Source organism: Pseudomonas sp. PDM17 (genome assembly GCF_014851985.1).
In the GTDB taxonomy this organism is placed as follows: domain Bacteria; phylum Pseudomonadota; class Gammaproteobacteria; order Pseudomonadales; family Pseudomonadaceae; genus Pseudomonas.
In genome coordinates this window covers 212,084-239,070 of the sequence record NZ_JACVAT010000003.1, presented here as the reverse complement: position 1 = coordinate 239,070, position 26,987 = coordinate 212,084, and the positions used below count along the sequence as shown (strand labels likewise).

Annotated in this window: 20 protein-coding genes; 6 read left to right on the top strand and 14 right to left on the bottom strand. The window is 66.4% G+C overall.

The window, feature by feature from the left end:
* Positions 1-9 precede the first annotated feature (9 nt).
* From IB256_RS11330 to IB256_RS11275, 12 genes are all read right to left on the bottom strand, one after another.
* On the bottom strand, positions 10-2,805 hold the full coding sequence (locus IB256_RS11330) for a hybrid sensor histidine kinase/response regulator (protein ID WP_192292862.1): 2,796 nt from the start codon (positions 2,803-2,805) through the stop codon (positions 10-12).
* Between the two features lie 125 nt (positions 2,806-2,930).
* A complete protein-coding gene (gene purD / locus IB256_RS11325) occupies positions 2,931-4,220 on the bottom strand; it encodes a phosphoribosylamine--glycine ligase (RefSeq protein WP_192292860.1) in 1,290 nt (429 codons plus the stop codon).
* 227 nt (positions 4,221-4,447) lie between these two features.
* Positions 4,448-6,055, bottom strand: coding sequence for a bifunctional phosphoribosylaminoimidazolecarboxamide formyltransferase/IMP cyclohydrolase (gene purH, locus IB256_RS11320; protein WP_192402593.1), 1,608 nt, complete (start codon positions 6,053-6,055; stop codon positions 4,448-4,450).
* An 87-nt stretch (positions 6,056-6,142) separates the two neighbouring features.
* Positions 6,143-6,463, bottom strand: a complete 321-nt coding sequence (gene fis, locus IB256_RS11315; RefSeq protein ID WP_024766365.1) for a DNA-binding transcriptional regulator Fis — start codon at positions 6,461-6,463, stop codon at positions 6,143-6,145.
* Entirely contained in the window at positions 6,460-7,467 is a 1,008-nt protein-coding gene (gene dusB / locus IB256_RS11310; RefSeq protein ID WP_081515606.1) for a tRNA dihydrouridine synthase DusB, read from the bottom strand. The genes fis and dusB overlap by 4 nt, the downstream gene beginning before the upstream one ends.
* 221 nt (positions 7,468-7,688) lie before the next feature.
* Entirely contained in the window at positions 7,689-9,299 is a 1,611-nt protein-coding gene (locus IB256_RS11305) for a DUF3426 domain-containing protein (RefSeq protein WP_192292856.1), read from the bottom strand.
* Positions 9,300-9,359: 60 nt separating this feature from the next.
* The gene (gene prmA, locus IB256_RS11300) at positions 9,360-10,238 is read right to left on the bottom strand and encodes a 50S ribosomal protein L11 methyltransferase (RefSeq protein ID WP_081515608.1); all 879 of its coding nucleotides are present in this window, start codon (positions 10,236-10,238) and stop codon (positions 9,360-9,362) included.
* Between the two features lie 183 nt (positions 10,239-10,421).
* The gene (gene accC / locus IB256_RS11295; RefSeq protein ID WP_045216407.1) at positions 10,422-11,771 is read right to left on the bottom strand and encodes an acetyl-CoA carboxylase biotin carboxylase subunit; all 1,350 of its coding nucleotides are present in this window, start codon (positions 11,769-11,771) and stop codon (positions 10,422-10,424) included.
* 17 nt (positions 11,772-11,788) lie between these two features.
* Entirely contained in the window at positions 11,789-12,253 is a 465-nt protein-coding gene (gene accB / locus IB256_RS11290) for an acetyl-CoA carboxylase biotin carboxyl carrier protein (protein WP_192292852.1), read from the bottom strand.
* 24 nt (positions 12,254-12,277) lie between these two features.
* Entirely contained in the window at positions 12,278-12,721 is a 444-nt protein-coding gene (aroQ, locus tag IB256_RS11285) for a type II 3-dehydroquinate dehydratase (protein WP_015479055.1), read from the bottom strand.
* 149 nt (positions 12,722-12,870) lie between these two features.
* Entirely contained in the window at positions 12,871-14,724 is a 1,854-nt protein-coding gene (locus IB256_RS11280) for a protein-disulfide reductase DsbD (protein ID WP_192402591.1), read from the bottom strand.
* Positions 14,725-14,869: 145 nt separating this feature from the next.
* Entirely contained in the window at positions 14,870-15,778 is a 909-nt protein-coding gene (locus IB256_RS11275) for a LysR family transcriptional regulator (protein WP_192402589.1), read from the bottom strand.
* 115 nt (positions 15,779-15,893) lie between these two features.
* On the opposite strand from IB256_RS11275, the gene IB256_RS11270 reads away from it, so the two are divergent.
* Both IB256_RS11270 and speB read left to right on the top strand, forming a co-directional pair.
* Positions 15,894-16,985: a polyamine ABC transporter substrate-binding protein gene (locus IB256_RS11270; protein WP_412547960.1), complete on the top strand. Its 1,092-nt coding sequence runs from the start codon at positions 15,894-15,896 to the stop codon at positions 16,983-16,985.
* A gap of 107 nt (positions 16,986-17,092) precedes the next feature.
* On the top strand, positions 17,093-18,055 hold the full coding sequence (gene speB / locus IB256_RS11265) for an agmatinase (protein WP_192292844.1): 963 nt from the start codon (positions 17,093-17,095) through the stop codon (positions 18,053-18,055).
* Between the two features lie 211 nt (positions 18,056-18,266).
* On the opposite strand, the gene IB256_RS30955 is transcribed toward speB, so the two are convergent.
* Entirely contained in the window at positions 18,267-18,854 is a 588-nt protein-coding gene (locus IB256_RS30955; protein WP_405308126.1) for a methyl-accepting chemotaxis protein, read from the bottom strand.
* Between the two features lie 1,517 nt (positions 18,855-20,371).
* On the bottom strand, positions 20,372-21,982 hold the full coding sequence (locus tag IB256_RS11255; RefSeq protein WP_192292840.1) for a response regulator: 1,611 nt from the start codon (positions 21,980-21,982) through the stop codon (positions 20,372-20,374).
* A gap of 288 nt (positions 21,983-22,270) precedes the next feature.
* Between IB256_RS11255 and IB256_RS11250 the strand changes: the two genes are divergently transcribed.
* The 4 genes from IB256_RS11250 (at position 22,271) to speA (ending at position 26,762) form a co-directional block, all read left to right on the top strand.
* Positions 22,271-23,335, top strand: a complete 1,065-nt coding sequence (locus IB256_RS11250; protein ID WP_045216423.1) for a DUF2333 family protein — start codon at positions 22,271-22,273, stop codon at positions 23,333-23,335.
* A 3-nt stretch (positions 23,336-23,338) separates the two neighbouring features.
* A complete protein-coding gene (locus IB256_RS11245; protein ID WP_192292838.1) occupies positions 23,339-23,878 on the top strand; it encodes an NUDIX hydrolase in 540 nt (179 codons plus the stop codon).
* 309 nt (positions 23,879-24,187) lie between these two features.
* A complete protein-coding gene (locus IB256_RS11240; RefSeq protein WP_015479046.1) occupies positions 24,188-24,559 on the top strand; it encodes a translation initiation factor Sui1 in 372 nt (123 codons plus the stop codon).
* A gap of 289 nt (positions 24,560-24,848) precedes the next feature.
* Complete coding sequence (gene speA / locus IB256_RS11235; protein ID WP_081515617.1) at positions 24,849-26,762, top strand: arginine decarboxylase; 1,914 nt, start codon at positions 24,849-24,851, stop codon at positions 26,760-26,762.
* Positions 26,763-26,987: the final 225 nt, after the last annotated feature.

Genomic DNA, 26,987 nt, shown 5'->3' with positions numbered 1-26,987 from the left:
AGTGTAAAATCAGGAAGGCAGCGCGTCGCTCTGCTGGCGCAGGCGGCGCTCGCGTTCGCCGACCCAGTAGGCCACCAGTTCGCGCAGCTGTGACAGCTCCACCGGCTTGGCCATGTGGCCGTCCATGCCGACCAGCCGCGCGCGCTCCTTGTGTTCGCTGAGGATGTGCGCGGTGAGCGCCACCACCGGGGTGTGCGGTCGGTGTTCGCTGGCCTCCCAGGCGCGCAGGCGCTCGGTGGCGGAGAAACCGTCGAGCACCGGCATTTCGCAGTCCATCAGCACCAGGTCGTACTGGGTGGACTTCATCGCGGCGAGGGCTTCCTCGCCGTTGCTGGCGGTATCGGGCTGCAGGTTGAGCTTGCTCAGCATGCCGCGGATGACCTTGGTGGAGATGCTGTTGTCCTCGGCGACGAGGATGCGGAAGTCGCTGGGCGGCACGTTTGAAGCCGGCTCGCTGGCCGGCGAGAGGTAGTTGCTCACGCCGCTCGGGCCGCGGCGGGAGAGTTCCTCGGCGAGGGTCGCCTTGAGCGTGTAGCCGGCCACCGGCTTGGCGAGGATGCGCTTGATCCCGGCGTTGCGCGCGATGATCTTGCTCGGCGCGTTGCTGATACCGGTGAGCATGATCAGCAGGATGTCGTGGTTGAGGTTCGGGTCTTCCTGGATCTTGGTCGCCAGCTGCATGCCGGTCATGCCAGGCATGTCCTGGTCCAGCAGGACCACGTCGAAGTACTCGCGCAGGTGTGCCTTGGTGCGCAGCTGGGCCAGTGCTTCCTTGCCCGAAGACACCGCGCTGACGTTCATGCCCCAGGCGCTGCATTGCTGCACCACCACCTTGCGGCAAGTCTGGTTGTCGTCCACCACCAGCAGGCGCGCGCCCTGCAGCGGGCTGTCGAGGTCGGCGCCGGCCTGGTCGATCTGCTGCGGGTCGAGCGGCAGGCTGAGCCACAGCAGGTTGCCCGAATCGCCGCCGCCGTCACCGCTCTCTATTCCAAATTCCCCGGACATCAGGCGGATCAGCTGGCGCGCAATGATCAGGCCGAGGCGGCTGCTGATGCGGGTGGCAGAGAGGAAGTCGCGGCTGTGCAGTTCGGCGGTGAGCAGGGCCTGGCGGTCGGCGCTGTCCAGCGGGCGGCCGCTGTCCTGCACGGCGATGCGCAGGCGCGGACGTTCGGCCGGGCCGTCGAGGGCGACGACGAGGAGGATTTCGCCCTCGTCGGTCTGCTTGAAGGCGTTGTCCAGCAGGCTCAGCACCGCTTGACGCAAACGCGTCGGGTCGCCGCTGACGATGCGCGGCACCTGCGGCTGGGTGAAACTGATCAGCTCGACCTTCTGCTGCTCGGCCTTGGCGCGGAAGATCGCCAGGCAGTCCTCGATCAGCGCGCCGAGGTCGAACTGCACCTCGTCCAGCTCGATCTGCCCGGACTCCAGCTTGGAGATGTCGAGGATCTCGTTGATCAGCGAAAGCAGCTCGTTGCCCGCGCTGTGGATGGTCTGCACATAGTCGCGCTGCTTGGCCGAGAGCGGTGTGCCGAGCAGGAGTTCGGTCATGCCCAGCACGCCGTTCATGGGGGTGCGGATCTCGTGGCTGATCTTGGCCAGGAAGTCGCCCTTGGCCTTAAGCTCGGCGACGTTGGCGGCGCGCTGGCGGCTGGCGGCGAACTGGTCGTTCTGGATTTTCCGCTGGCGCTCGGCGAGCGCCAGGCTGAGCAGGAAACCGACCACTGCCGAGAGGCCGAGCAGGCCACTGCCGAGCCATTCCGCCCGGGTCGCCACGTAGCCAAGCAGCGATGGCAGGCTCAGGCACCAGACCACCACGAAGAGGCCCATGCCGATGGCGAAAAGGCGCGCCGGGCGGTAAGCGTGAATCCAGTAGTAGACCGCCACGCCGAGAATGCTCAGGGTCACCAGGGTGATCAGCCCGTAGACCAGGCTGCTGATGGACAGGTCGAGTAGCAGGTTGAGCGCCACGCACAGCACCACCAGCCCGGCGGTGCCACCCAGCAGCAGGCGCTTGAGCGGCAGGCGCGGGGTGAGGTCACGGAAGAAGCTGGCGGTATAGCCAAGACCGCAGATCAGCGTCACCACCAGGCAGCCCAGCGCAATAATCGGTTGTAACGACTGGTTGTTGCCGTACCAGGGGCTGAGCAGGCCGAACAGGTTGAGGCAGGCCAGCAGCAGGCTCGCATGCACGCCGGCCAGCCACAGGCCGCTGGCGACGCGGGTGTAGGCAAAGCGCACGAGGTTGTAGAGCAGCAGCATGGCCAGGCAGCCGATCAGCACGCCGAAGTGCAGCGGGCGCTGGTCGTTGCTCGGCTGGCCGGCGGCCTCGATGCTGATGTTCGGGCGCAGCGGCAGGGTCGAGGCGAGGCGCAGGTAGAGATCCAGCGGCTCGGCGGCGGTGCGCAGGGGGATCACCAGATCACTGTTGAGCAGGGGGCGTTGCACCGGGGAAAGGTTGCCGGCGCTCTTCTGTTCGAGGACTTTCTGCCCATCGAGGATGAACATCTCGAAGCTGTCCAGGCTCGGCGCGAACAGGCGCAGTTGCTGGGGCTCGTCGTTGGCGGGCAGGCGGAAGTGCAGCCAGGTCGCGCCGGGGCCGGCGGGGGCGTGCAAGTCGCTGATGTCGAGGGGGCTGAAGAGGGTGCGGTAGCGCGGGGAGATCACGTCCTGCAGCTGCAGGCGGGCGTCACTGTCGTGGAGCTGGGACCAGCCGGGATCCTGGCTTGCCGCATAGGTCGGAAGACAGACCAGAGCGGCCAGCAGCAAGCTGACGAGGAGTCCTGTGGCAGTCCAGAGCCGACGCACGGCGAAGTCCCTTCGGTAGTGAGTGGGCGGATTATAGCCAAGTGTGCTGAAGGCCGTAATCCACCCGTGCACGCCGGGACCGGTGTGGAGGAGGCGTCCGACGGGGGACGCCTCCACCTGTCGGATCAGCCCTCGCCGCGCTCGCGGGCGATGGCGCGATAACCGATGTCCTTGCGGTAGAAGCTGCCGTTCCAGCGGACCTTCTCGGCCAGACGGTAAGCCTGTTCCTGGGCCGAGGAGACGGTCGGGCCGATGGCGGTGGCGCACAGTACGCGGCCGCCGGCGGTGACGATCTGGCCGTCCTTGAGCGCGGTGCCGGCGTGGAAGACCTTGCCGTCGAGCTGGGCGGCATCGTCCAGGCCGAAGATAGCGTCACCCTTGGCGTAGTCGCCCGGGTAGCCGCCGGCGGCGATCACCACGCCTACGGTGGGACGCGGGTCCCAGGTGGCTTCGACCTTGTCCAGCGCCTTGGCCAGGGCGGCCTCGACCAGCAGGACCAGGGACGATTCCAGGCGGACCATGATCGGCTGGGTTTCCGGGTCGCCGAAGCGGCAGTTGAACTCGATGACCTTGGGCTTGCCGCTCTTGTCGATCATCAGGCCGGCGTAGAGGAAGCCGGTATAGACGTTGCCTTCCTCGGCCATGCCGCGCACGGTCGGGTAGATCACTTCGTCCATCACGCGCTTATGCACGTCGGCAGTTACCACCGGAGCGGGGGAGTAGGCACCCATGCCGCCGGTGTTCGGGCCGGTGTCGCCGTCGCCGACGCGCTTGTGGTCCTGGCTGGTGGCCATGGGCAGCACGTTCTGGCCGTCGACCATGACGATGAAGCTGGCTTCCTCGCCGTCGAGGAACTCTTCGATCACCACGCGCGATCCGGCGTCACCGAAGGCGTTGCCGGCGAGCATGTCACGCACGGCTTCCTCGGCTTCGGCCAGGGTCATGGCGACGATCACGCCCTTGCCCGCGGCCAGGCCGTCAGCCTTGATCACGATGGGCGCGCCTTTCTCTTTCAGATAGGCCAGCGCCGGCTCGACTTCGGTGAAGTTCTGGTAGTCGGCAGTGGGGATCTGGTGGCGTGCGAGGAAGTCCTTGGTGAAGGCCTTGGAGCCTTCCAGCTGGGCGGCGCCGGCGGTGGGGCCGAAGATGTCCAGGCCGCGCGAGCGGAACAGGTCCACTACGCCTTTGACCAGCGGAGCCTCGGGGCCGACGATGGTCAGCTGCACGTTCTTCGCGGCGAAATCGGCCAGTTCTTCCAGGGCCAGCACGTCGATGGCGACGTTCTCGCACTTGGCTTCGGTGGCGGTGCCGGCGTTGCCCGGCGCGACGAAGACCTTCTGCACGCGCGAATCCTGCGCGACCTTCCAGGCCAGCGCGTGCTCGCGACCGCCGCTGCCGATGATGAGTACGTTCATTGGAGTTCTCCTGAACAGTTCCGGCTTTGCCGGATTGTTGGGTATCACTTCGCTCGCGGAGCGCCGCCCAACCTACGAGTGCTTTTTTCCAGCCTGTGCGAGGGCGCAATGGAGTGGCTGGATGCAAGGCGCGGACGGCTTCGACAAGCGGAGTTGCCTATTGGCAATGAGCATTGGCGAAGTCGTCCGCAACGCAGCAGACGGCCGCTACAGTGCGGCCGTCCCGGTTAATGCCTAAAGTGGCGCATGCCGGTGAAGACCATTGCAATGCCGGCTTCGTCAGCGGCGGCGATCACTTCATTGTCGCGCATCGAGCCGCCCGGCTGGATCACCGCGGTGATACCGGCCTTGGCAGCGTTGTCGATGCCGTCGCGGAACGGGAAGAAGGCGTCGGAAGCCATGACCGCCCCCTTCACTTCCAGGCCGGCATGCTCGGCCTTGATGGCGGCGATGCGGGCGGAGTTCACGCGGCTCATCTGGCCGGCGCCGACGCCGACGGTCTGGCGCGCCTTGGCGTAGACGATGGCGTTGGATTTCACGAACTTGGCGACTTTCCAGGCGAAGATCAGGTCGTGGATTTCCTGCTCGCTCGGGGCGCGCTGGGTGACGATCTTCAGGTCATCGGCGGTGATCATGCCGATGTCGCGGCTCTGCACCAGCAGGCCGCCGTTGACGCGCTTGAAGTCCCAGCCCGGCGCACGCTCGGCCGGCCACTCGCCGCACTCCAGCAGGCGCACGTTGGCCTTGGCAGCGACCACGGCACGGGCGGCTTCGGAGATTTTCGGGGCGATGATGACTTCGACGAACTGGCGCTCGACGATGGCCTGGGCGGTCTCGCCGTCCAGCTCGCGGTTGAAGGCGATGATGCCGCCGAAGGCCGACTCGGTGTCGGTGGCGTAGGCCAGGTCGTAGGCCTTGCGGATGCCGCCTTCGTTTTCCGGTACCACGGCCACGCCGCACGGGTTGGCGTGCTTGACGATGACGCAGGCCGGCTTGACGAAGCTCTTCACGCACTCCAGCGCGGCGTCGGTGTCGGCCACGTTGTTGAACGACAGTTCCTTGCCCTGCAGCTGGATGGCGGTGGAGACGCTGGCCTCGCCCTTCTTCGCTTCGACGTAGAAGGCCGCGCTCTGGTGCGGGTTCTCGCCGTAGCGCATTTCCTGCGCCTTGATGAACTGGCTGTTGAAGGTGCGCGGGAAGGCGCCGCGGTCTTCGGTGGACAGGGTGTCGCGCGCCTGGTCGATGGTGCCCAGGTAGTTGGCGATCATGCCGTCGTAGGCCGAAGTGTGCTCGAAGGCCTTCAGGGCCAGGTCGAAGCGCTGGGCGTAGGTCAGGCCACCGGCTTTCAGGGCACCGACGATGCTGGCGTAGTCACCGGCGTTGACCACGATGGCAACGTCCTTGTGGTTCTTCGCCGCGCTGCGGACCATGGTCGGGCCGCCGATGTCGATGTTCTCGATGGCGGTCGGCAGGTCGCAGTCGGCCTTGGCCACGGTCGCTTCGAACGGGTACAGGTTGACCGCCACCAGGTCGATCGGCTTGATGCCGTGCTCTTCCATCACTGCGCCGTCGAGGTCACGACGTCCGAGGATGCCACCGTGGATCTTCGGATGCAGGGTCTTCACGCGGCCATCCATCATCTCCGGGAAGCCGGTGTAGTCGGCCACTTCCACGGCGGCGATGGCGTTGTCCTTGAGCAGCTTGTAGGTGCCGCCGGTGGAAAGAATCTCCACGCCAAGGGCTACCAGCTCACGGGCGAAATCGACGATGCCGGTCTTGTCGGAAACGCTGATCAGCGCACGGCGGACGGGCAGGCGGGTGGTTTGGTCGGTCATAACGGCTTCCACAAAGGCTTCGGGCTTTTCGCGTGTCAGGCGTCGGCCCGGCTGACCTCGAGGTCGCGGGCCCGCGCCTGCCACCTGTCAGAGAAGATCGTACTGCTTGAGTTTCTTGCGCAGGGTCCCGCGGTTCAGCCCCAGCAGTTCGGAGGCTTTGGTCTGGTTACCCTTCACGTGGTTCATGACGGTTTCCAGCAGCGGCGCTTCGACTTCGCAAAGCACCATGTTGTATACGTCCGTGACCGGCTGCCCTTCGAGATGGGCGAAATAGTTGTGCAGTGCCTTTTCCACGCTGTCGCGGAGGGTCTGGCCCTCCTGCGTCGGAGTGGTCAGGTGCTGTTTAAGGTTGGCGTTGTCGCTCACGGGTGTCATTCCACTCACTAATGTCTCGGTCATCGTTGTCATGCGGCCACCCCTTCTCCGTTATTGTGGCGCTCGGCGAAGAACTGCCTGACGCTGGCGCTCTGTGCATCCGTGTCCTGCAAACGATTGAACTGGGAACGGAACTCCGCCGCTCCCGGTAGGGTTGCGAGGTACCAGCCCACATGCTTGCGGGCAATTCGCACACCCATTTCCTCCCCATAAAACGCATGCAATGCAGCGAGGTGCTCGAGCAGGATGCTCTGTACCTCGTGCAGACTCGGCGCCGGCAACAGCTCGCCGGTGCTCAGGTAATGATCGATCTCGCGGAAGATCCAGGGATTGCCCTGGGCGGCGCGGCCGATCAGCAGGGCATCCACGCCCGTCTGCTCGAACACCTGCCGTGCCTTGCGCGGTGAATCGATATCACCATTGGCGAAGACCGGAATCGAAACCGCCTGCTTGATCGCCGCGATGGTTTCGTACTCCGCTTCGCCGGTGTAGAGGTCGGCACGGGTCCTGCCGTGTACCGCCAGCGCCTGGATGCCCGACTGCTCGGCGATCCGCGCCACCGTCACACCGTTCTTGTTCGACCGGTCCCAACCGGTGCGAATCTTCAGGGTGACGGGAACCTCTACCGCCGCGACCACCGCCTCGAGGATGTCGGCCACCAGCCGTTCATCTTTCATCAGCGCGGAACCCGCGGCCTTGTTGCAAACCTTCTTCGCCGGACAGCCCATGTTGATGTCGATGATCTGGGCGCCGAGCTCCACGTTGCACCGTGCGGCTTCCGCGAGCATCTGCGGGTCGCCGCCGGCGATCTGCACCGAACGCGGTTGATCCTCGTGGTCGTGCTGCAGGCGCAGGCGCGACTTGCGGCTGTTCCACAGGCGGACGTCGCTGGTGACCATCTCCGAAACCACCATGCCGGCGCCGAGGCGGCGACAAAGCTGGCGGAACGGACGATCGGTGACGCCGGCCATCGGGGCCAGGATCAGTCTGTTGGGCAGTGTGTAGGAGCCGATGCGTACCACCGACTGGTTTTCCATGGTCAATGGGGCGGGAACACCGAGGCGCCGCGCGTTACAAGACTCGCGGGTGCTTTCGGGGCCTGCCACCGGTGCTAGCAAAAAAGGGAGGGCATGATACCCGCTCTCGATGACCGGATAAAGGCGATTTTGGATAAATTCTGAACAATCCCGGGCTTAGTACCCCAGGTTGGAAGACGAGCGGAACTGGCGCTCTCAGGCGCTTTGAGCTACTCGCCGGGTTATTCCGGCGAGTGGAAGCTCAGGCTGTAGTTCACCGCTTTGGGACCCGGATCGAGGATGTCCAGGGAGATGTGGATCGGCGTCTGCGGCGGCATCTCGCTCTGCCCGGCCAGCTCGCCCGAGAGGTACTCGCTGGGCTTGAAGCGGCGGCTGGCGATTAGCTGGCCGTTCAGGTCGGCGAAGCGCATCTCCAGCAGCGGGAAGGGCTGGGAGAAGTTGGCGCGGTTGTAGATGATCGCGTCCACCACCAGCGCACCGCTGAAGTCCGGGTGGCTGCGCACCACCAGGTTGCTGCTGCGGATCTGCTCCACGTCGACCTTGGAGGGCAGGGTGCAGCCCAGCTCCGGGCAGGCCTGGGCGAACCAGGGGCGGTACTGGTCCTGGCGGGCCAATTCGTCGAAGTGATAGGCGATGTACTGGCCGGCGAGGCCGGCCAGGGCCAGCAATACCAGCAGCAGCCAGAACAGACGGCGACCCCAGCGGCTCTTCGGTTTCTGCCAGTCGAGTTGCAGGGGTTCATCGCTGAGGTCGTTCAGGCCACCATTGCCAAGGCCTGGATCGGCGCGCCGGCTGTCGCCGCGCTGGTCGGCCAGCGGCGGCTCCTCGTCTTCATCGTCAGGCTCATCGTCATCACGGCGGGCGCTGAAGGCTGGAAGTTTCTCGTCGTCGCTCTCAGCGCGAAGGGGTGGCGGGTCGATGCGCGGTTCGTGCTCCGGCTCTTCCTCGGGCTCCTCCGGCTCGGATTCCTTGTCGGCCACCAGGCGCGCCTTGGCGGGCGGCTCCTCTGGTTCCTCGACGGGCAGCCGGCCGAAGCTGGGCTCCTGACGGGAAGTGCGACTTGTGCCGTTCTGTTCCTCTTCGATCAGGGCTTCGGCCCAGCGCTCGTCGTGCGGGTCGCGCTTCTCTTCCTGGCGGGTCTGCAGGGCTTCGCTGGGGCGCGGTGCGCGGTCGATGCTGAGGAATTCCTGGGACAGCTCGAACTCGTCGAGCTTGGCCAGTTCCTCGTCGAGGTTGAGGCTGTCCAGGTCGAGATCGTCGTGAATCCACAGCGTCTCGTCTTTTTTTCCGGCTGCCGGTGCAGGAGCAAGCTTGGGTGGCTCGCTGGTCACGGTCGCTGCCGGGGCGATCACCATGGTCGCGGCGACGGCCGGGGCAGGTTCGGCAACCGGTGCCGGTTTTGCTTCTACCTTCGGCTCGGCGACGGCGGGCTTTTCCGCCACATCGCTGGAGTGCCGCGCGGCGTGGGGTGCCAGCGGCCAGCCGAGGGTGGCGGTGCCAGGAGCGCTCGGTGCGGCCGGCTTTTCGGGAGTGAAGGTGTCGAAGGCCGGCGCGGGAGCGGGCGCGGCTGCGATCGGCTCCGGGGCTTTCGGTGGCGCAGGCGGCGCGGCCGGCTCCGGTGCCGGGGCAGCTTTCGGGGCTGCGGCGGTCGGTATCGCCGCAACTGCCGGCGCCGGAACCTGGGTCGGCTCGCCGACCATGTTCTGCGGCGCACTGAAGACTTTCAGGCAGGTTCCGCAGCGCACAGCACCGCTGGCCGCGCCCAGTTGCGCCGAGTTGACGCGGAAACGGGTCTGGCAATGGGGGCACTGTGTGATGAAGCTTTCGCTCATGCGGCGGTCCGGCGGAAAAATCTGGCGGTTAGTCTAACTCAAGCCCCATACGGCGGGCACTCAGCGGCGGCGGCCGCTGATGCGGATCCAGCCATCGCGCTCGGCGGTCGGGTCGAGGTCGAAGGCGTCGGCGTAGGCAGCGCGTACTTCCTCGGCCTGCTCGGCGAGGATGCCCGAAAGGGCCAGCAGGCCACCGGATTTCACCAGCCCGGTGAGCTGCTCTGCCAATGTGACCAGCGGACCGGCCAGAATGTTCGCCACCAGCACGTCCGCCTGCGCCTTGGGCAGATCAGCGGGCAGGTAGACGGGGAATTTCGCCGGGTCGATGCCGTTGCGCGAGGCGTTGTCGCGGGAGGCTTCCAGCGCCTGCGGGTCGATGTCGGTGCCGACCGCCTGCTCGGCGCCCAGCAGCAGCGCGGCGATGGCGAGGATGCCCGAGCCACAGCCGAAATCCAGCACCTGCTGGCCGGCCAGCTCCTGGCCGTCGAGCCATTCCAGGCACAGCGCGGTGGTCGGGTGAGTGCCGGTGCCGAAGGCCAGGCCCGGGTCGAGCAGCAGATTCACCGCTTCCGGCTCCGGAGCCTCGTGCCAGCTGGGGACTATCCACAGGCGGCGGCCGAAGCGCATCGGCTTGAAGTTGTCCATCCAGCTGCGTTCCCAGTCCTGGTCCTCGATGCGCTCGATCTGGTGCTCTGGCAGTTCGCCGCCGGTGAGCAGGGTCAGGTGGGCGATCAGCGAAGTTTCGTCGGTGTCGGCCTCGAACAGTGCGAGCAGGTGGGTGTGGCTCCACAGCGGGGTGGTGCCCAGGTCCGGCTCGAAGATCGGCTGGTCTTCGGCGTCCATGAAGGTCACGGAGACGGCGCCGACTTCCAGCAGCGCATCTTCATAGGTTTCCGCCTGATCCGGGGTGATGGCGAGTCGGACTTGAAGCCAGGGCATGGGGCGGTACCTCGATCGTGCCGGGATGGAGCTGGAAAAGACAACGGACCGCCTCGGCGGCCCGCAGATAAAGGCGGCAAGCTTACTGCACGGCACCCTGCCATGCCAGCGTGCAGGGGCCGCAAAGCACAAGGGCCGCCCGGAGGCAGCCCTTGTGGTGGAGCGAGGCGGAGCAGGGCAGGCTTAGTGCTTGTCCATGCCCAGCTTCTTCTCCAGGTAGTGGATGTTCACGCCACCCTTGCAGAACTCCTTGTCGCGGACCAGCTCCTTGTGCAGCTCGGTGTTGGTCTTGATGCCATCGACGATCAGCTCGTCCAGCGCATTACGCATGCGCGCCATGGCTTCATCGCGGTCCTTGCCGTAGGTGATGATCTTGCCCACCAGCGAGTCGTAGTTCGGCGGTACGGCGTAGCCGCTGTACAGGTGCGAGTCCACGCGCACGCCGTTGCCGCCCGGTGCGTGGAAGTGCTTCACCTTGCCGGGGCTGGGCATGAAGGTCTTCGGGTCTTCGGCGTTGATCCGGCATTCCAGCGCATGGCCACGGATGACCACGTCTTCCTGCTTGATCGACAGCTTGTTGCCCGAGGCGATGCTGAGCATTTCCTTGACGATGTCGATACCGGTGACCATCTCCGACACCGGATGCTCCACCTGCACGCGGGTGTTCATCTCGATGAAGTAGAAGCGGCCGTTCTCGTAGAGGAACTCGAAGGTGCCGGCGCCACGGTAGCCGATTTCCACGCAGGCCTGGACGCAGCGGGCCAGCACTTCGGCGCGGGCCTTCTCGTCGATGCCCGGGGCTGGGGCTTCTTCCAGCACCTTCTGGTGACGACGCTGCAGGGAGCAGTCGCGGTCGCCCAGGTGGATGGCGTTGCCCTGGCCGTCGGAGAGGACCTGGACTTCCACGTGACGCGGGTTGGTCAGGAACTTCTCCAGGTAGACCATCGAGTTGCCGAAGGCCGCGCCCGCTTCGGTGCGGGTCAGCTTGGCGGACTTGATCAGGTCTTCTTCCTTGTGCACGACGCGCATGCCGCGACCACCACCGCCACCGGCGGCCTTGATGATCACCGGGTAGCCAACCTCGCGGGCGATGGCCAGCGCGGTTTCTTCGTCCTCGGGCAGCGGGCCGTCGGAGCCCGGTACGGTCGGCACGCCGGCTTTCTTCATGGCGTCCTTGGCGGACACCTTGTCACCCATCAGGCGGATGACGTCGGCGCTGGGGCCGATGAAGGTGAAGCCCGAGCGCTCGACCTGCTCGGCAAAGTCGGCGTTCTCGGCGAGGAAGCCGTAGCCGGGGTGGATACCCACGGCGCCGGTAACCTCGGCCGCGGCGATGATCGCCGGTATGTGCAGGTAGGACTGCGCGGCCGGGGCCGGACCGATGCAGACCGCTTCGTCGGCCAGCGACAGGTGCATCAGCTCGCGGTCGGCGGTCGAGTGCACGGCCACCGTCTTGATGCCCAGCTCCTTGCACGCGCGCAGGATGCGCAGCGCGATTTCGCCGCGGTTGGCGATCAGTACTTTTTCCAACATCGCAGGTTCCCCGCGGTTTAAACGATGGTGAACAGGGGCTGGTCGAACTCGACCGGCTGGCCGTTCTCCACGAGGATCTGACCGATCACGCCGCTGGTCTCGGCCTCGATGTGGTTCATCATCTTCATGGCTTCGACGATGCAGAGGATGTCGCCTTTCTTCACGCTCTGACCGACTTCGACGAAGTTGGCGGAGGTCGGCGAGGCTGCGCGGTAGAAGGTGCCGACCATCGGCGAGCGCACGGCGCCGGCGAGGTTCTGGGCAGCCGGGGCGGCTTCAGCGGTCGGGGCGGCGGCAGCGACCGGAGCGGCAGCGGGGGCCGGGGCCGGAGCGTAGGCCGGGGCGGCAGCGTAGATCGGCTGGGCGGCGGTCTTGCTGTGACGGCTGATGCGTACGGACTCTTCGCCCTCTTTGATCTCCAGTTCGTCGATGCCGGATTCTTCGAGCAGTTCGATCAGTTTCTTGACTTTACGGATGTCCATCAGTGTTCGCTCTCCCAGGTGAGGTCACGGGCGTTCAAGTTGTTCGAGGGCGGATTCCAGGGCCAGGCGGTAGCCTGTGGCTCCCAGACCGCAGATCACCCCTACCGCCACGTCGGAGAAGTAGGAGTGATGCCGGAAAGGTTCACGTTTGTGCACGTTGGAGAGGTGCACTTCGATGAATGGGATGCTCACTGCGAGCAATGCGTCACGTAGAGCGACACTTGTATGCGTGAAAGCGGCCGGATTGATGAGGATGAAGTCCACACCTTCGTTGCGCGCGGCGTGAATCCGGTCGATCAGTTCGTACTCGGCGTTGCTCTGCAGGTGCATCAGGTGGTGGCCGGCCTCGCGGGCGCGGCGCTCCAGGTCCTGGTTGATCTGCTCGAGGGTGACGGAGCCGTACTTGTCGGGCTCGCGGGTGCCCAGCAGATTGAGGTTGGGCCCGTGCAGTACCAGTAAGGTCGCCATCTGGATGCGGTAGTCCTTGTTCTTGGCGGGAAAAGATAGGGCGGGACTATGCCGGAAAGCTGGCGTGACTGTCCAGTCATGCGGGTTTTGCCGTAGATGTCAGCATGTTGCCAGCCGATTACGGCAAAACCATTGCAATCAAATTGTGATCAGGAGCGCGTTCCAGCCTGTTTCAGACGGTCGGCGAGGGTGGCGGCGTCGGTCTCGCCGATGATGCGCAGGTCGCTCCATTCGTCGCCTTTTGTCGAGAAGAACAGCAGCGCGGGCGGGCCGAACAGGTTGTAGCGGTCGAGCAGGGCGCGCTGCTCCTCGGTGCTGGCGGTCATGTCGAAGCGCAACAGGACGAAGCCGGGCAGCTGCGACTGCACTTCCGGCGCCGGCAGTACCTGGCGCTCGATGATCTTGCAGCTGATGCACCAGTCGGCGTACCAGTCCAGCAGCACCGGCCGACCGGCGGCCTGGGCGCTGGCCAGCGCGGCGTTGAGCTGCGCCGGGGTGGTGATGTTCTGCCAGTCGCCGGGGGTGGAGCTGGGCGGGCCGGCGTGGACGCTGACGCCGCTGCGGCCCAGCGGGTGCAGCGGGTCGGATTCGCCGCGCAGGGCGCCGGTCCAGGCGGCCACGGCGTAGACCAGCAGCATCAGGCCGAACAACTGGCCGAGGCGCTGCAGCGGCTTCTTCGGCCCCAGTTCGAGGGTGCCGATGGCCAGGGCGATGCCGCCGGCCAGGGTGCCCCAGAGCGTTAGCGAGACCGGGCCAGAGACGATGCGGTCGAGCATCCAGATGGCCACGGCCAGCAGCATCACGCCGAAGACGTTGCGCACGCCGTTCATCCAGGCGCCGCTCTTGGGCAGCAACGCGCCGCCGCCGACGGCGAAGATCACCAGCGGCGTGCCCATGCCCAGGCCCAGGGAGAACAGCAGCAGGCCGCCGCCCACCGCATCGCCGGTGCTGCTGATGTACAGCAGCAGGCCGGCCAGCGGGGCGGTGACGCAGGGCGATACCAGCAGGCTGGAGAGCACGCCCAGGGTCGCCGCGCCGGCGATGGAGCCGCCGCGGGTGTTGTTGGCCATCTTGTCCAGACGCTCGCGCACGAAGCCCGGCAGGCGCAGCTCGAAGGCACCGAACATGGCGATGGCGAAGACCACGAAGAACGCCGCGAAGGGGATCAGCACCCAGGGCGACTGCAGCATCGCCTGCAGGTTGAGCTTGGCGCCAAACAGGCCCATCAGGGTGCCGAGCACCGCATAGCAGGCGGCCATCGGCAGCACGTAGGCGAGCGACAGCGCCAGGCCGCGCATGCCGCCCGGACGACCGCGCAACACGACGCCGGAGAGGATCGGCAGCATCGGCAGTACGCAGGGGGTGAAGGTCAGCGCCAGGCCCAGCAGGAAGAAGATCGCCAGCGCGCGGCCGAGTTTCTTGATCTTGCCCGGCTCGTGGTCGCCCAGCAGGCTGGCCAGCGGGTTGGCCGAAGTGGCGGAGGATTTGGCAGCGGCGGAAGGTGCGGGGCCGGTCACCACGCTGGCGGCCTGGCCGTCGGCGATCTGCAGGCGGGTGGTTTCCGGCGCATAGCACAGGCCCTTGTCGGCGCAGCCCTGGTAGCTGACGACCAGGGTGAAGGGCTTGTGCTGCGGGTTCACCAGCGGCACGTCGATGTCGGTGATGGCGTAGTAGACCACCGTGTCGCCGAAGTAGTCGTCGTGGTGCTGCTTGCCTGGCGGCAGCTTCACTTCGCCGACGCTCACGCCACTGTTGGCGGGCTCGACCTTGAAGCTGAAACGATGCTGGTAGAGGTAGTAGCCGTCGGCGTTGATGAAGCGCAGCTTCACCTGCTGGCTGTCGCTGTCCTCGACGCTGACGCGGAAGGCCTCGGCCACCGGCAGGAAGTCGCCCTTGGCTGGTTGCCCGACGGCGAAGCCGCCCTTGTCGGCGGGTTTGTCGAACAGGCCGGCGGAAGCGGGCAGGGCGACCAGGAGCAGAAGCAGGGTGAGCAGGCGGCGCATGGACATCTCGCGGACTACAGGGTGGCGGGCATGATAGCGGAAAGCTTCCGGCGCGGCCCGAGGCGTTGCCGGATCAGCTGTCACAAGAAGTGATAGACGCTGTGGGACTGCGCCTGCGAGTCCCGGTTCCCGCGACGCCGCTGCGTCAATCGGCCGCGTGCTGGCCGAAGGCTTTCAACAGATCGCTGACGAAGGCCTGTTCGGCGTCGCCGGGATGGCGGCCGCGGTGGCGGGTCAGGCTGAAGGCCACGTCAAAGCCCAGTTCGCCGGGCAGCAGTTCGCGCAGCTGGCCACGCTCGATCCACGGCTGGGCGACATGCTTGGGCAGGTAGCCGATGTGCGCGCCGGAGAGGATGAACGCCAGGCTGCCGTCCACCTGCTCGCAGCGCGCGCTGCTGCGGCTGGTTTGCAGCGGCTCGTCGGCGGCGATGAAGCGGTAGGGGTGCAGGACCTGGTCGGCGTCGGCGAGGGAGTCGCGGGTCGGTTTCTTCTCGCTGAAGGCCGGGTGCCCGGCGCCGCAGTAGAGGCCCTGGGGTTCGCTGAACAGCACGACATGTTCCAGCGCCGCCTGGGTCCCGGCGAAATAGCCGACTGCCAGATGCAGGCGGTCCTGCAGCAGCAGGCGCTCCAGCTCGGCGGGTGTGGCGGTGATCAGTTCCAGGCTGACGGCTTCATTACGCTGGCGGAAACGCCGGATGGCCCCGGACAGCTGCGCCAGGACCTCCACGTCCAGCCCTTCGGAAAGCCCGATGCGCACCTCGCCCAGTAGTTTGTCGGCGACACCGCGTGCCTCGTCGCGGAAGCCCTCGATGGCGACGAACAGGCGTCGCGTCGATTGCAGCAGGTGCTCGCCCTTGGGCGTCAGGCGAAAGCCGCCCTTGCCGCGCTCGCACAGGCGGTAGCCCAGGCGCGTCTCCAGCTTGGCCATCTGGATGCTGATGCTGGGCTGGCTCAACCCCAGTTCGCCCTGCGCGGCACTGAAGCCGCCGCATTCCACCACGGTGACGAACAGCCGCAGCAGTTGCAGGTCGAGGTCGCGCAATTGGCTGAGCATGGCCGTCTCCAAACATTGTCAAAGGGAAATGCCAAAGTAATTAACTTTGTATTTTTACAAAGTAAAGCCCGCCCCATGCTCGCCCCATAACCACAACAACCCCGAGGCGATGATCATGCGTGCGTTCTTCCGGGCTTCTCTCACGGTGCTGGCCGTGGCCCTGGCCATGCCCCTGCAGGCGCAGGAGCGGGTGCTCAACCTCTACAACTGGGCGGATTACGTCGGCGCCGATGCCCTGCAACGCTTCCAGAAGGAAACCGGCATCCGCGTGAAATACGACACTTTCGACAGCGCTGAGGTGCTCGACAGCAAACTGATGACCGGCCGCAGCGGCTACGACGTTGTCTTTCCCGCCAGCAGCGGGCTGGCCCGCGCCATCCAGGCCAGGGCCGTACTGCCGGTGGACGACGCGCAGTTGAAGAACTTCGCCAACCTCGACCCGGACCTGCTGGCCAAGCTGGCCGCCATCGACCCCGGCAATCGCTTCGGCGTGCCCTACACCTGGGGCACCGTGGGCCTGGCGATCAACAAGGATGAGGTGCTCAAGCGCATCCCCGACGCACCGCTGGACAGCCTCGACCTGCTGTTCAAGCCCGAGTACGCCAGCCGTCTGGCCGACTGCGGCATCTCGCTGATCGATTCGCCGCAGGAAGTCATCAGCGTGGCGCTGAATTATCTGGGCAAGTCGCCGTACAGCACCGACGCGGCCGACCTGGCCGAGGTCCGCCAGTTGCTGGAGAAGTTGCAACCCAACGTGCGCTACATCGCCAGCGGCAAGCACATCAACGACCTGGCCAACGGCGCGCTGTGCGTCGCCCTGACCTACACCGGCGACGCGCTGATGGGCGCTGCGCAGGCGAAGCAGGCGAACAAGCCGTTCGAGGTGATCTACCGGATTCCGAAGGAGGGCACGCTGATCTGGTTCGACACCATGGCCATCCCGGTGGACGCGCCACACCCGCAGGAAGCACGCGCCTTCATCGACTTCATGCTGCGCCCGGATTCCATCGCCGAGCTGACCAACACCCTGTACTTCGCCAACGCCAACCTGAAGGCCACGCCATTGCTGAATGCCGATGTCGCCGGCGACCCGGACATCTACCCGGCGCCCGCCATGCGCCAGAAGCTGTTCGGCGAGCAATTGCTGACCTTGAAACAGCAACGCGAGCGCACCCGGCTGTGGTCGGCGTTCCGTACCCGTAGCTGAGGAGCAGGCTTTTGTAGGGCGGATAACCTGTTCCAGGTTATGCGCCCTACGTAGCGGACGTTCCCTGAATCACCGTGACCAACCGATAACTAAAAAATGAGGAAGCCATGGATCTCGCCCAAGACAACGACCAGGCCATCACCCGCGACAGCCTCTACGGCACCGCCGCCGAATCCACCTACGCCGGCATCACCAGCTTCATGCGCCGCCGCTACAGCCGCGATCTGCGCGGCGTCGATCTGGTGGTCAGCGGCGTGCCCTTCGATACCGCCACCACCAACCGCCCCGGCAGCCGCTTCGGACCGCGGGCGATCCGTGCCGCCTCGGTGCAGATGGCCTGGGCCCGGCACTTCCCCTGGGAATTCGACCCCTTCGACCACCTGGCGGTGATCGACTACGGCGACTGCTCCTTCGACCACGGCGTGCCGCAGGAAACCCCGGACGTCATCGAAGCCCACGCCGCGCGCATTCTCGATGCCGGCTGCGCGCTGCTGACTCTGGGCGGCGACCACTTCATCAGCTACCCGCTGCTCAAGGCCCACGCGAAGAAGCACGGGCCGCTGTCGCTGATCCACTTCGACGCCCACAGCGACACCTGGCCAGACGAGGATTGCCAGCGCATCGACCACGGCACCATGTTCTACCACGCCGCCCGCGAGGGGCTGGTCGACCCGGCGCGCTCGGTTCAGGTCGGCCTGCGCACCACCAACGACGACGTGATGGGCTTCCAGGTGCTGGACGCCCGCGAGGTGCATCGCAACACGCCGCAGGCCATCGCCGAGCGCATTCGAGCGCAAGTGGGCGACAACCCGGTGTACCTGACCTTCGACATCGACTGCCTCGACCCGGCCTTCGCTCCGGGCACTGGCACGCCGGTTTGTGGCGGGCTGAGTTCGCACCAGGCGCTGGAAATCCTCCGCGCGTTGCGTGGCATCAACCTGGTGGGGATGGACGTGGTGGAAGTCGCGCCGCCCTACGACAGCGCCGAGATCACCGCCCTGGCCGGAGCGACCCTGGCGATGGAGATGGTTTGCCTGTACGCGGCGCGGCACAAGCTGGGCGAGCGTTGATGAATTGATCTTGCAGGAGTGCTGATGAGGCGCTTCTAAAAGATCAAAGGCCCCTCACCCTAACCCTCTCCCGCAAGCGGGAGAGGGGACTGTTCGCTGCAGGATGAAACCGTGGCGTCAGCCGGCACATACGGCCCCCTCTCCCTTTGGGAGAGGGTTGGGGTGAGGGCTTGCCCGGGCACGAAAAGTTGATCCGACGGATACGGAACTATCAAACACGGAACGCCCGCACGGCGGTGTGCAACGCACCGCCCAGTTCCTGCAACTGCTCGCCCTGGCTGCGGCCCTGGCCGATCAGGCGCAGGTTCTCACTGCCCAGTTCGTGGATGCGCTCGCTGTGCGAACGGATCTCGCTGACCGCACCGCTCTGCTGGGCGGAGCTTTCGGCGATGCGCTCGGCCATGCTGGCAATGGTGCGGATGGCGCCGACCACTTCGTCCAGCGCTCCCTCGGCGGCGCCAGCCTGGTTGGCGGTGACTTCCGCGTGCTCGACCTGGCTACGCATCGCGTCCACCGACTGCCGTGCGGCCTGCTGCAGGCGCGCGGTGAGCTGCTGGATTTCCTCGGTGGCGCCGGTGGTGCGCAGGGCCAGCGAGCGCACTTCCTCGGCGACCACGGCAAACCCACGGCCCTGCTCGCCGGCCCGCGCAGCCTCGATGGCGGCGTTGAGCGCCAGCAGGTTGGTCTGGTCGGCGATGGAGCGGATCACCCCCAGCACGTTGCCGATGGTGGCGGACTCCTCGGCGAGGTTCTCGATGGCCTGGGCGTTGCTCTGCACTTCGTCCACCAGCGCGCGCATGCCGCTCAGGCTGTTGCCGATCACCTGCTGGCCCTGCTCGACGGCCGTACCGGCCGCGTGGCTGGCCGAAGCGGCCTGGCTGGCATCGCCGGCCACCTGCTGGATCGCCGCTTCCATGTTGCCCAGCGCGTCGCGGATTTCTCCGGTATCGCTGGCCTGACGCTCGGCTCCGGCGTGCAGGCCGCCGCTGAGCTCGGCCAGGGCGCGGCTGCTGCCGGCCACTTCCTCGGCGCGCTGGTGGATGGTGCCGACCAGGGTGCCGAGGAAGTCGCGCAGGCGGTTCAGCGATTCCTGCAGCTCCACCAGGTCGCGGGTGCGGGTGGCCAGGGCGATGGGTTTGGCGAAGTCGCCACGGGCCCAGGTGGAGAGCGCCGGGACCAGTTGGCCGAGCACGCGCGCCAGGCGGCGTTGCAGGGTGTCGATAAGCAGCGCGGTGGCGAGGATCAGGGCGATCAGCGCGCCCTGGATGATGCGCACCTGGGTCTGGATCTTCGAGCGCTCCTCGCGCACCTGCGGCTCCAGGGTCGCCAGCGCCTGCTGCACGGCGCCCAGGCGCTGGGCGGTGGCATTGGCCAGTTCCTGGCGCTGGGCGATCAGCTGGCGGGTGCGGTTGAGTTCATCCGGGTAGCGGCGCAGCACGCTGGCGAGGTCGCGCTTCAAGGTGACGCCGCGGTCCTCGCTCTGCGCCTGCGCAGCGGCTGGCTGGGATTCCAGGCCCATCATCGCGGCGAAGTCGTCGGAGGCGGAGGCCTGTTGTTCCAGCACGCCGAGCAGGGGCAGGGCGTCGATGCGTTCGGCCAGCTGGCGCAGGGTTTCCAGCTCGCGCTGGATGTCTTCGGCCAGCGCCGGGTTGCCGCTTTCCACCAGCTTGGCGCGGGCGTGGGCCAGGCGCGTCAGGTGCAAGCCGGCTTGAAGCAGCGGCGTGCGGTACTCGGCGGCGGCGGGGTTCTGGCTGGCGTCGGCGTAAGTGCCGAGCTGGTCCAGCGCGGCCAGCAGGTCACGCTCGGCCTGCAGCAGCAGGCCCTGCGGGTCGCCGGCAAGCTTGCCGGCGGCGAGCAACTGGTTGCCGCTGAACTGGCGCAGTTCGTCGAGGCTCTGGCCGAGCAGCTGGCTGAGGCTGTCCGGCAGTTGCGGCAGCTCCTGGGCCAGTTCGTCCAGGCCCTGCTGGGCGGCTTTCTGCTTGAGCGCGTCGCCGCTGGCGAGGTACGCCTGGATGTTCTGCGCGACCTTGCGCTCGAAGCCCTGGGAGAGCTCCAGGTAGCGGTCCATCAGCGTGAACGGGCGCTCCAGGGCGCGTTGCGACCACCACAGGGTGGCGCCCAGCGCGAGGCAGACGAGCAGGAGCAGGAAGGTGTTGAGGTTGGTGAGCAGCTTGAGGCGCATGGCAGGTCTCGACCGACAGCGAAAAAACGGCGAGCCCTGAACCTATTGCAGTTTCGTTACTGGCTGATGACACGGTGCCAGCATTCGGTCGGGAAGTGGCGCGGCAGAGCGCCGCGCCGGACCGCTGGTGGGTGTTACTTGTAGACCTCGACGCGGTTGCGGCCGCCGTGCTTGGCGGTGTACAGCGCCTCGTCGGCCTGCTTGGCAAGGGTCTTGATGTCCATCTCCTCGCCCAGCTCGGCGATGCCGCAGCTGAAGGTGCAGGACAGGTCGTGGGGCTGCGCCGGGTAGTGAATCTCGGCGAAGCGCTGGCGGATTTCCTCCAGCACCTTGTGCGCCGAGGCGGCATCGGTGTCCGGCAGCACCACGGCAAACTCTTCGCCGCCGTAACGGCCGATGTGGTCGGTCTTGCGCAGGCGCTGCTTGAGGAAGAGTGCCAGGCTCTTGATCACCCGGTCGCCCATGGGGTGGCCATAGGTGTCGTTGACCCGCTTGAAGTGGTCGATGTCGAGCATCGCGAAGGTCAGCGGACGCTCCTCGCGGCGCGCGCGGAAGCGGGCATCGTCGAGCAACTGCAGGGTGTGAGTGTGGTTGTACAGGCCGGTGAGGCTGTCGCGCACCATCCGCGCCTTCAGGCTGCGCGCGCGGGCGGCGCGGTTGCGCACGGTGGCGATCAGGTGGCGCGGCTTGATCGGCTTGGTGAGGAAGTCGTCGCCGCCTTCGCTCATGGCGTCGAGCTGCTTGTCCAGGTCGTCCTCGGCGGACAGGTAGATGATCGGCACGCTCACATAGCGCTCGTGCTGGCGGATCACCTTGGCCAGCTCGGTGCCCAGGCACTCGGGCATGTACATGTCGAGGATGATCAGGTCCGGCTGGAACTCGGCCAGTTCGGCCATCACCGAGAGCGGTGCGGTGAGCGCGCGGGTAACGATGCCGGCGCTGTTGAGGACCATCTCGGTATGCGCGGCCTGAGCGCGGGAGTCGTCGACGATCAGTACGCGGAACGGCTCGTAATGGGCCACGCGGGTCAGCGTCTCGATCTTCTCCAGCAGGCCGGAGGCGTCCAGCGCGCCACTGAAGAAGTCCTGGCCACCGGCGCGGGCAGCGGCCAGGCGGGTCGGGGTGTCGGTTTCCTCATGGCTGAAGAACAGCACCGGCAGCTTCTGCTTGAGGCCGGCCTGGGCCTCGTCGGCCAGCGCCAGGCCCTGGCCGTTGGCGAAGTCGATTTCCATCACGATGGCGGCCGGATGGCGGTCGGCCATGGCGGCGCGGAAGGCGTTGGCGTGCTCGCAGGGCTGCGCGGCCATGCCGAAGAATTCCAGCTGCTGGGCCAGGCGCTCGGCGCGCTCCTGGTCCTGCAGGGCCAGGTAGACAGGCTTGCGCAGTGGCGGAAGGTTGGTCTGCTCGAACTGGTCGCCGTGGCGCAGGCCGGTGCGCGACAGGCGCTGCATCAGGCGGTTGAGTTCGGTGATCAGCTCGCTGGAGAGACGCCCGCGATTGTCCTGCACGGCGCGCAGGCATTGGTCGATGGCCTTGGCCAGGTCCGCATGCTCGGCCTGCTCGAAACGTTCGGCATAGCGCTGCAGACGCAGGCAGGCCTCGGCCAGCTCGGCCATGCCGGCACTGTTCCACTCCGACCGCGACAGGCGCTGCCAGACTTCCAGCAGGTGACGCGCCTGGTGGATCACCCGCTGGGCGAAGTGATGCTTGAGGCGGTCGAGGGATGGATCGTCGAGCTCGGTCATCGCGCGCTTCTTTATAGAGCCGTACCGGCGGCCTGCGGGGCGAACATGTTTCCGCCGTGATACACAGTGGTGGCCCTATGCTACCAATCCTTGATGGCAATAACAGTGCCTTCGGTCAAACATCCGAAGCTTTGTATTTCGCAGCATTAACCAGCACCATGCGCAGGGTAGGCTGCGCCGACCCGCCTGCGTGCGGCATGCTTGCGCACAGCGGCCTAAAATCCCGGCACCCTGGGGCCGGTTGCGGGTCCAAGCTATCTTCGAATTCGGGACATCAAGGAACTTGCCATGTGGAACTGGAAGAAACGCGGCTCCGTGCGTGACCGCGTGAACGACTCGGTGGACGACGCGCGCGCCTATTTCGGCGGCCCCTGGCTGGGCCGCGTGCTCGGCGGTCTGCTGGGCGTCTACCTGGTGATCTGCGGCGCGATCGGCTGGTACTGGAGCCAGGAGCCGGACCTCTTCCCCGTGCAGCAGAACGCCCAGGCCGCCGCCGAGCGCGCTGGCCGGCAGATGGTGGTGGGCTATACCACGGTGGAAACCCTCAAGGAAGTGGTCGCCACGCTGCTCAACAAGCCGGGCGGCTACCTGTCCAACGACATCTTCCCGCCGGGCGTCTGGCTGGACAACATGCCCAGCTGGGAATACGGCGCCCTGGTCCAGGTGCGCGATCTGTCCCGCGCGCTGCGCAAGGACTTCGCCCGCTCCCAGTCGCAGTCCACCGAGGACGCTGACCTGGCACGCGCCGAGCCGCGTTTCAACTTCGACAACAAGAGCTGGGCGCTGCCGTCCTCCGAGTCGGAATACGCCGAGGGCATCAAGTCCCTGGACCGTTACCTGGGCCGTCTCTCCGCCGACCCGGCCGGCGCGCAGTTCTATGCCCGCGCCGACAGCCTGAACAACTGGCTGGGTGACGTTTCCACCCGCCTGGGCTCGCTGTCCCAGCGCCTCTCGGCCAGCGTCGGCCGGGTCAAGCTGAACACCAACATCACGCCGATGCAGCCGGTCACCCCCGGCCAGGCGCCGGAAGTCGAGGAAGTGATCCAGGAAACCCCCTGGATGCAGATCGACAACGTGTTCTACGAAGCCCGTGGCCAGGCCTGGGCGCTGTCGCACATCCTGCGCGCCATCGAGGTGGACTTCGCCGACGTGCTGGCGAAGAAGAACGCCACTGTCAGCGTGCGTCAGATCATCCGCGAGCTGGAGGCCGCCGAGGCTCCGCTGTGGAGCCCGATGGTCCTCAACGGCAGCGGCTTCGGCGTGCTGGCCAACCACTCGCTGGTGATGGCCAACTACATCTCCCGCGCCAACGCCGCGATCATCGACCTGCGTCAGCTGCTGGCTCAGGGCTGATCCATGGCTGGCATCAGCGACAAGGAGGCCGCCCACCGGGCGGCTTCGGACGCCGAGAAGATCGCCTGGGTCGACGAAGACGACCAGCTGCTGGGCAGCCTGCCGCGCGCCGAATTGCGCGCGCGCGGGCTGATCGGCCGCGGCACCTTCATCCTGCTGTTCAACTCTGCCGGTGAGCTGTGCGTGCACCGCCGCACCCTGAGCAAGGCGGTCTATCCCGGCTACTGGGACCCGGCCGCCGGCGGCATGGTGCAGGCCGACGAGAGCTACGCCGGGTCCGCCGCCCGCGAGCTGGAAGAGGAGTTGGGCATCGCGGGCGTAGAGTTGCGCGCCCACGGCACTTTCTTCTTCGACCAGCCGGACAATCGCCTGTGGTGCGCGGTGTTCTCCGCCGTGTCCGATGCGCCGCTGAAGTTGCAGCCCGAAGAGGTGCTGGAAGCGAAATTCATCGACCCGCACCAGGCGCTGGCCGAGGCCAAGGCGGGCACGCCTTACTGCCCGGACTCGCTGGCGGCGCTGCGCAAGTACCTGGTCAGTTTCTGATCCTCCAACCCATTGCGGGCTGCTCTTCGTAGGAGCGAGCATGCTCGCGAATGGCTTCGCAGCGGGGCTTGTTCGCGAGCAAGCTCGCTCCTGCAACAACCCTGCTGCGCCGGCATGTCGCCAAACCGCCGATCAATGACGCATTTTCGCTCTTAGCATTTGCCTTCAATGCTGCTAAATTGCGCGACCTTTCCGGCAGGGTCCTCCGCCGGGAATTGCGCAGCCCCTGCCTGAGTGGGGCGTCGCGGTCGGCGCCAGCCGGCCATTCGTTGACCTGGCCCGAAGAGGCCAATCCTGGGGAAACGCCCGGTGGTCAAGAAAGCATCCTCCCTGTCCGCCCTCGGCGGGCTCGTCTACTCCACTGATTCCGGCCGGCATTGCCCGGACTGCAATCAGCCCATTGGCGCGTGCATCTGCAAGCAGGCCGAGATTCCGGCCGGCGATGGCATCGCTCGCGTGCGTCGGGAAACCAAGGGCCGCGGTGGCAAGACCGTGACCACGGTGACCGGCGTGCCGCTGGCGGCCGATGCGCTGAAGGACCTGGCCACGGCGCTGAAGAAGCGCTGCGGCACGGGTGGCGCGTTGAAGGACGGCATCATCGAGATCCAGGGCGACCACGTCGACCTGCTGCTCGAAGAGCTGACCAAACGCGGCCTCAAGGCGAAGAAATCCGGCGGCTGAGCCGTCTTCCGCTGTCTGTCTCAACTGACAGGCGACTCTCCCCTGTCGAGAACGGGTTCCAGGCGATGCGCGCCCCGCGTATGGCCGGCAAGCCCTTTCCCTAGATGGGAGATTTATCGGCGCGCCCTGGGCGTGTCGTCGGATTTTCCTAAACTTACCGCCAAGCCCGGCGGTCAACACGGCAACGTCACGAGGCCCGGCTAGGTTTACTCCACCAGGCCTTGACGACTCACCCGCACGCCGGGCGGGCGCCTGCACACATTCGCGCAATCTGAGGAGACCACCCCGCATGGCCGCTAGACGGACCCGCAAAGACGACGGCAGCAACTGGACCGTGGCAGACAGCCGCAGCATCTACGGAATTCGCCACTGGGGCGCTGGCTACTACGCCATCAACGACGCCGGTAACGTGGAAGTTCGCCCGCAGGGCGCCGATGCCCAGCCGATCGATCTGCATGCGCTGGTCGAGCAGCTGCGCGAGGCGGGCCTGTCGCTGCCGCTGCTGGTGCGCTTCCCGGACATCCTCCAGGACCGCGTGCGCAAGCTCACCGGTGCCTTCGACGCCAACATCGCGCGCCTGGAATACACCAGCCGCTACACCGCGCTGTACCCGATCAAGGTGAACCAGCAGGAAGCGGTGGTGGAAAGCATCATCGCCACCCAGAACGTCTCCATCGGCCTGGAAGCCGGCTCCAAGCCCGAGCTGATGGCCGTGCTGGCGCTGGCCCCCAAGGGCGGCACCATCGTCTGCAACGGCTACAAGGACCGCGAGTTCATCAAGCTGGCACTCATGGGGCAGAAGCTCGGCCACAACGTGTTCATCGTGATCGAGAAGGAATCCGAGGTGCAGCTGGTGATCGAGGAGGCCGCCAACGTGGGCGTGCTGCCCCAGGTCGGCCTGCGCGTGCGCTTGTCCTCGCTGGCTTCGTCCAAGTGGGCAGACACCGGTGGCGAGAAGGCCAAGTTCGGTCTGTCCGCCGCGCAGCTGCTGTCGGTGGTCGACCGCTTCCGCGCCGCCGGCCTGGACCAGGGCGTGCGCCTGCTGCACTTCCACATGGGGTCGCAGATCGCGAATCTTGCCGACTACCAGCACGGCTTCAAGGAAGCCATCCGCTACTACGGCGAACTGCGCGCCCTCGGCCTGCCGGTGGACCACGTGGACGTCGGCGGCGGCCTGGGCGTTGACTACGACGGCACCCACTCGCGCAACGCCAGCTCGATCAACTACGACATCGATGACTACGCCGGTGTGGTGGTGGGCATGCTCAAGGAGTTCTGCGACGCGCAGGGCCTGCCGCATCCACACATCTTCTCCGAGAGCGGCCGCGCGCTGACCGCGCACCACGCGGTGCTGATCACCCAGGTCACCGATGTCGAGCGCCACAACGACGAAGTGCCGAAGATCACCGACCTCGCCGAACAGCCGGAGATCGTCCAGTGGCTGGCCGATCTGCTCGGTCCGACCGACGCCGAAATGGTCACCGAGACCTACTGGCGCGCCACCCACTACATGAGCGACGCCGCCGCGCAGTACGCCGAGGGCAAGATCAGCCTGGCGCAGAAGGCTCTGGCCGAGCAGTGCTACTTCGCCATCTGCCGTCGCCTGCACAACCAGCTCAAGGCGCACCAGCGTTCGCACCGCCAGGTGCTCGACGAGTTGAACGACAAGCTGGCCGACAAGTACATCTGCAACTTCTCGGTGTTCCAGAGCCTGCCCGACACCTGGGCCATCGGCCAGGTGCTGCCGATCCTGCCGATCCATCGCCTGGGCGAGGAGCCGACCCGCCGCGCGGTGCTGCAGGACCTGACCTGCGACTCCGACGGCAAGATCACCCAGTACGTCGACGAGCAGAGCATCGAAACCAGCATGCCGGTGCACGACGTGAAGGAAGGCGAGGACTACCTGATCGGCACCTTCCTGGTTGGCGCCTACCAGGAAATCCTCGGTGACATGCACAACCTGTTCGGCGACACCGACTCGGTGAACGTCTACCAGAACGCCGACGGCAGCTACTACCACGCCGGCATCGAGACCCACGACACCATCGAGGACATGCTGCGCTACGTGCACCTGTCGCCCGAGGAGCTGATGACCCACTACCGCGACAAGGTCGCCGGGGCCAAGCTCACCGCGCGCGAGCGTACGCAGTTCCTCGACGCGCTGCGTCTGGGGCTGACCCGTTCGGCCTACCTGTCGTCCTGATAGGTCCGCAGTCCGCGTGATGAAAGCCCCGCTTCGGCGGGGCTTTTTCTTGCTCGCTCCTACAGGGATGCCCGGTGATGTTCAGATCGTAGGGCGCATAACGCGCCAGCGTTATCCGCCGTGAGGCAATCGGCGGATAACCCGTTCCGGGTTATGCGCCCTACGCTCCTGTAGGAGCGCGCCATGCGCGCGATCGCGGGCATGGCCCGCTCCTACAGGGGAATG

Excerpts from the sequence above, each read along its gene's own strand:
- purD (WP_192292860.1), bottom strand. The coding sequence starts at position 4,220 with ATGAACGTACTCATCATCGGCAGCGGCGGTCGCGAGCACGCGCTGGCC.
- speA (WP_081515617.1), top strand. The coding sequence starts at position 24,849 with ATGGCCGCTAGACGGACCCGCAAAGACGACGGCAGCAACTGGACCGTG.
- prmA (WP_081515608.1), bottom strand. The coding sequence starts at position 10,238 with ATGCCCTGGCTTCAAGTCCGACTCGCCATCACCCCGGATCAGGCGGAA.
- accB (WP_192292852.1), bottom strand. The coding sequence starts at position 12,253 with ATGGACATCCGTAAAGTCAAGAAACTGATCGAACTGCTCGAAGAATCC.
- IB256_RS11270 (WP_412547960.1), top strand. The coding sequence starts at position 15,894 with ATGCGTGCGTTCTTCCGGGCTTCTCTCACGGTGCTGGCCGTGGCCCTG.
- IB256_RS11255 (WP_192292840.1), bottom strand. The coding sequence starts at position 21,982 with ATGACCGAGCTCGACGATCCATCCCTCGACCGCCTCAAGCATCACTTC.
- dusB (WP_081515606.1), bottom strand. The coding sequence starts at position 7,467 with ATGGAAAACCAGTCGGTGGTACGCATCGGCTCCTACACACTGCCCAAC.
- IB256_RS11280 (WP_192402591.1), bottom strand. The coding sequence starts at position 14,724 with ATGCGCCGCCTGCTCACCCTGCTTCTGCTCCTGGTCGCCCTGCCCGCT.
- speB (WP_192292844.1), top strand. The coding sequence starts at position 17,093 with ATGGATCTCGCCCAAGACAACGACCAGGCCATCACCCGCGACAGCCTC.
- IB256_RS11250 (WP_045216423.1), top strand. The coding sequence starts at position 22,271 with ATGTGGAACTGGAAGAAACGCGGCTCCGTGCGTGACCGCGTGAACGAC.
- purH (WP_192402593.1), bottom strand. The coding sequence starts at position 6,055 with ATGACCGACCAAACCACCCGCCTGCCCGTCCGCCGTGCGCTGATCAGC.
- accC (WP_045216407.1), bottom strand. The coding sequence starts at position 11,771 with ATGTTGGAAAAAGTACTGATCGCCAACCGCGGCGAAATCGCGCTGCGC.
- IB256_RS11275 (WP_192402589.1), bottom strand. The coding sequence starts at position 15,778 with ATGCTCAGCCAATTGCGCGACCTCGACCTGCAACTGCTGCGGCTGTTC.
- IB256_RS11245 (WP_192292838.1), top strand. The coding sequence starts at position 23,339 with ATGGCTGGCATCAGCGACAAGGAGGCCGCCCACCGGGCGGCTTCGGAC.
- aroQ (WP_015479055.1), bottom strand. The coding sequence starts at position 12,721 with ATGGCGACCTTACTGGTACTGCACGGGCCCAACCTCAATCTGCTGGGC.
- fis (WP_024766365.1), bottom strand. The coding sequence starts at position 6,463 with ATGACAACGATGACCGAGACATTAGTGAGTGGAATGACACCCGTGAGC.
- IB256_RS30955 (WP_405308126.1), bottom strand. The coding sequence starts at position 18,854 with ATGCGCGCGCTGGTGGACGAAGTGCAGAGCAACGCCCAGGCCATCGAG.
- IB256_RS11305 (WP_192292856.1), bottom strand. The coding sequence starts at position 9,299 with ATGAGCGAAAGCTTCATCACACAGTGCCCCCATTGCCAGACCCGTTTC.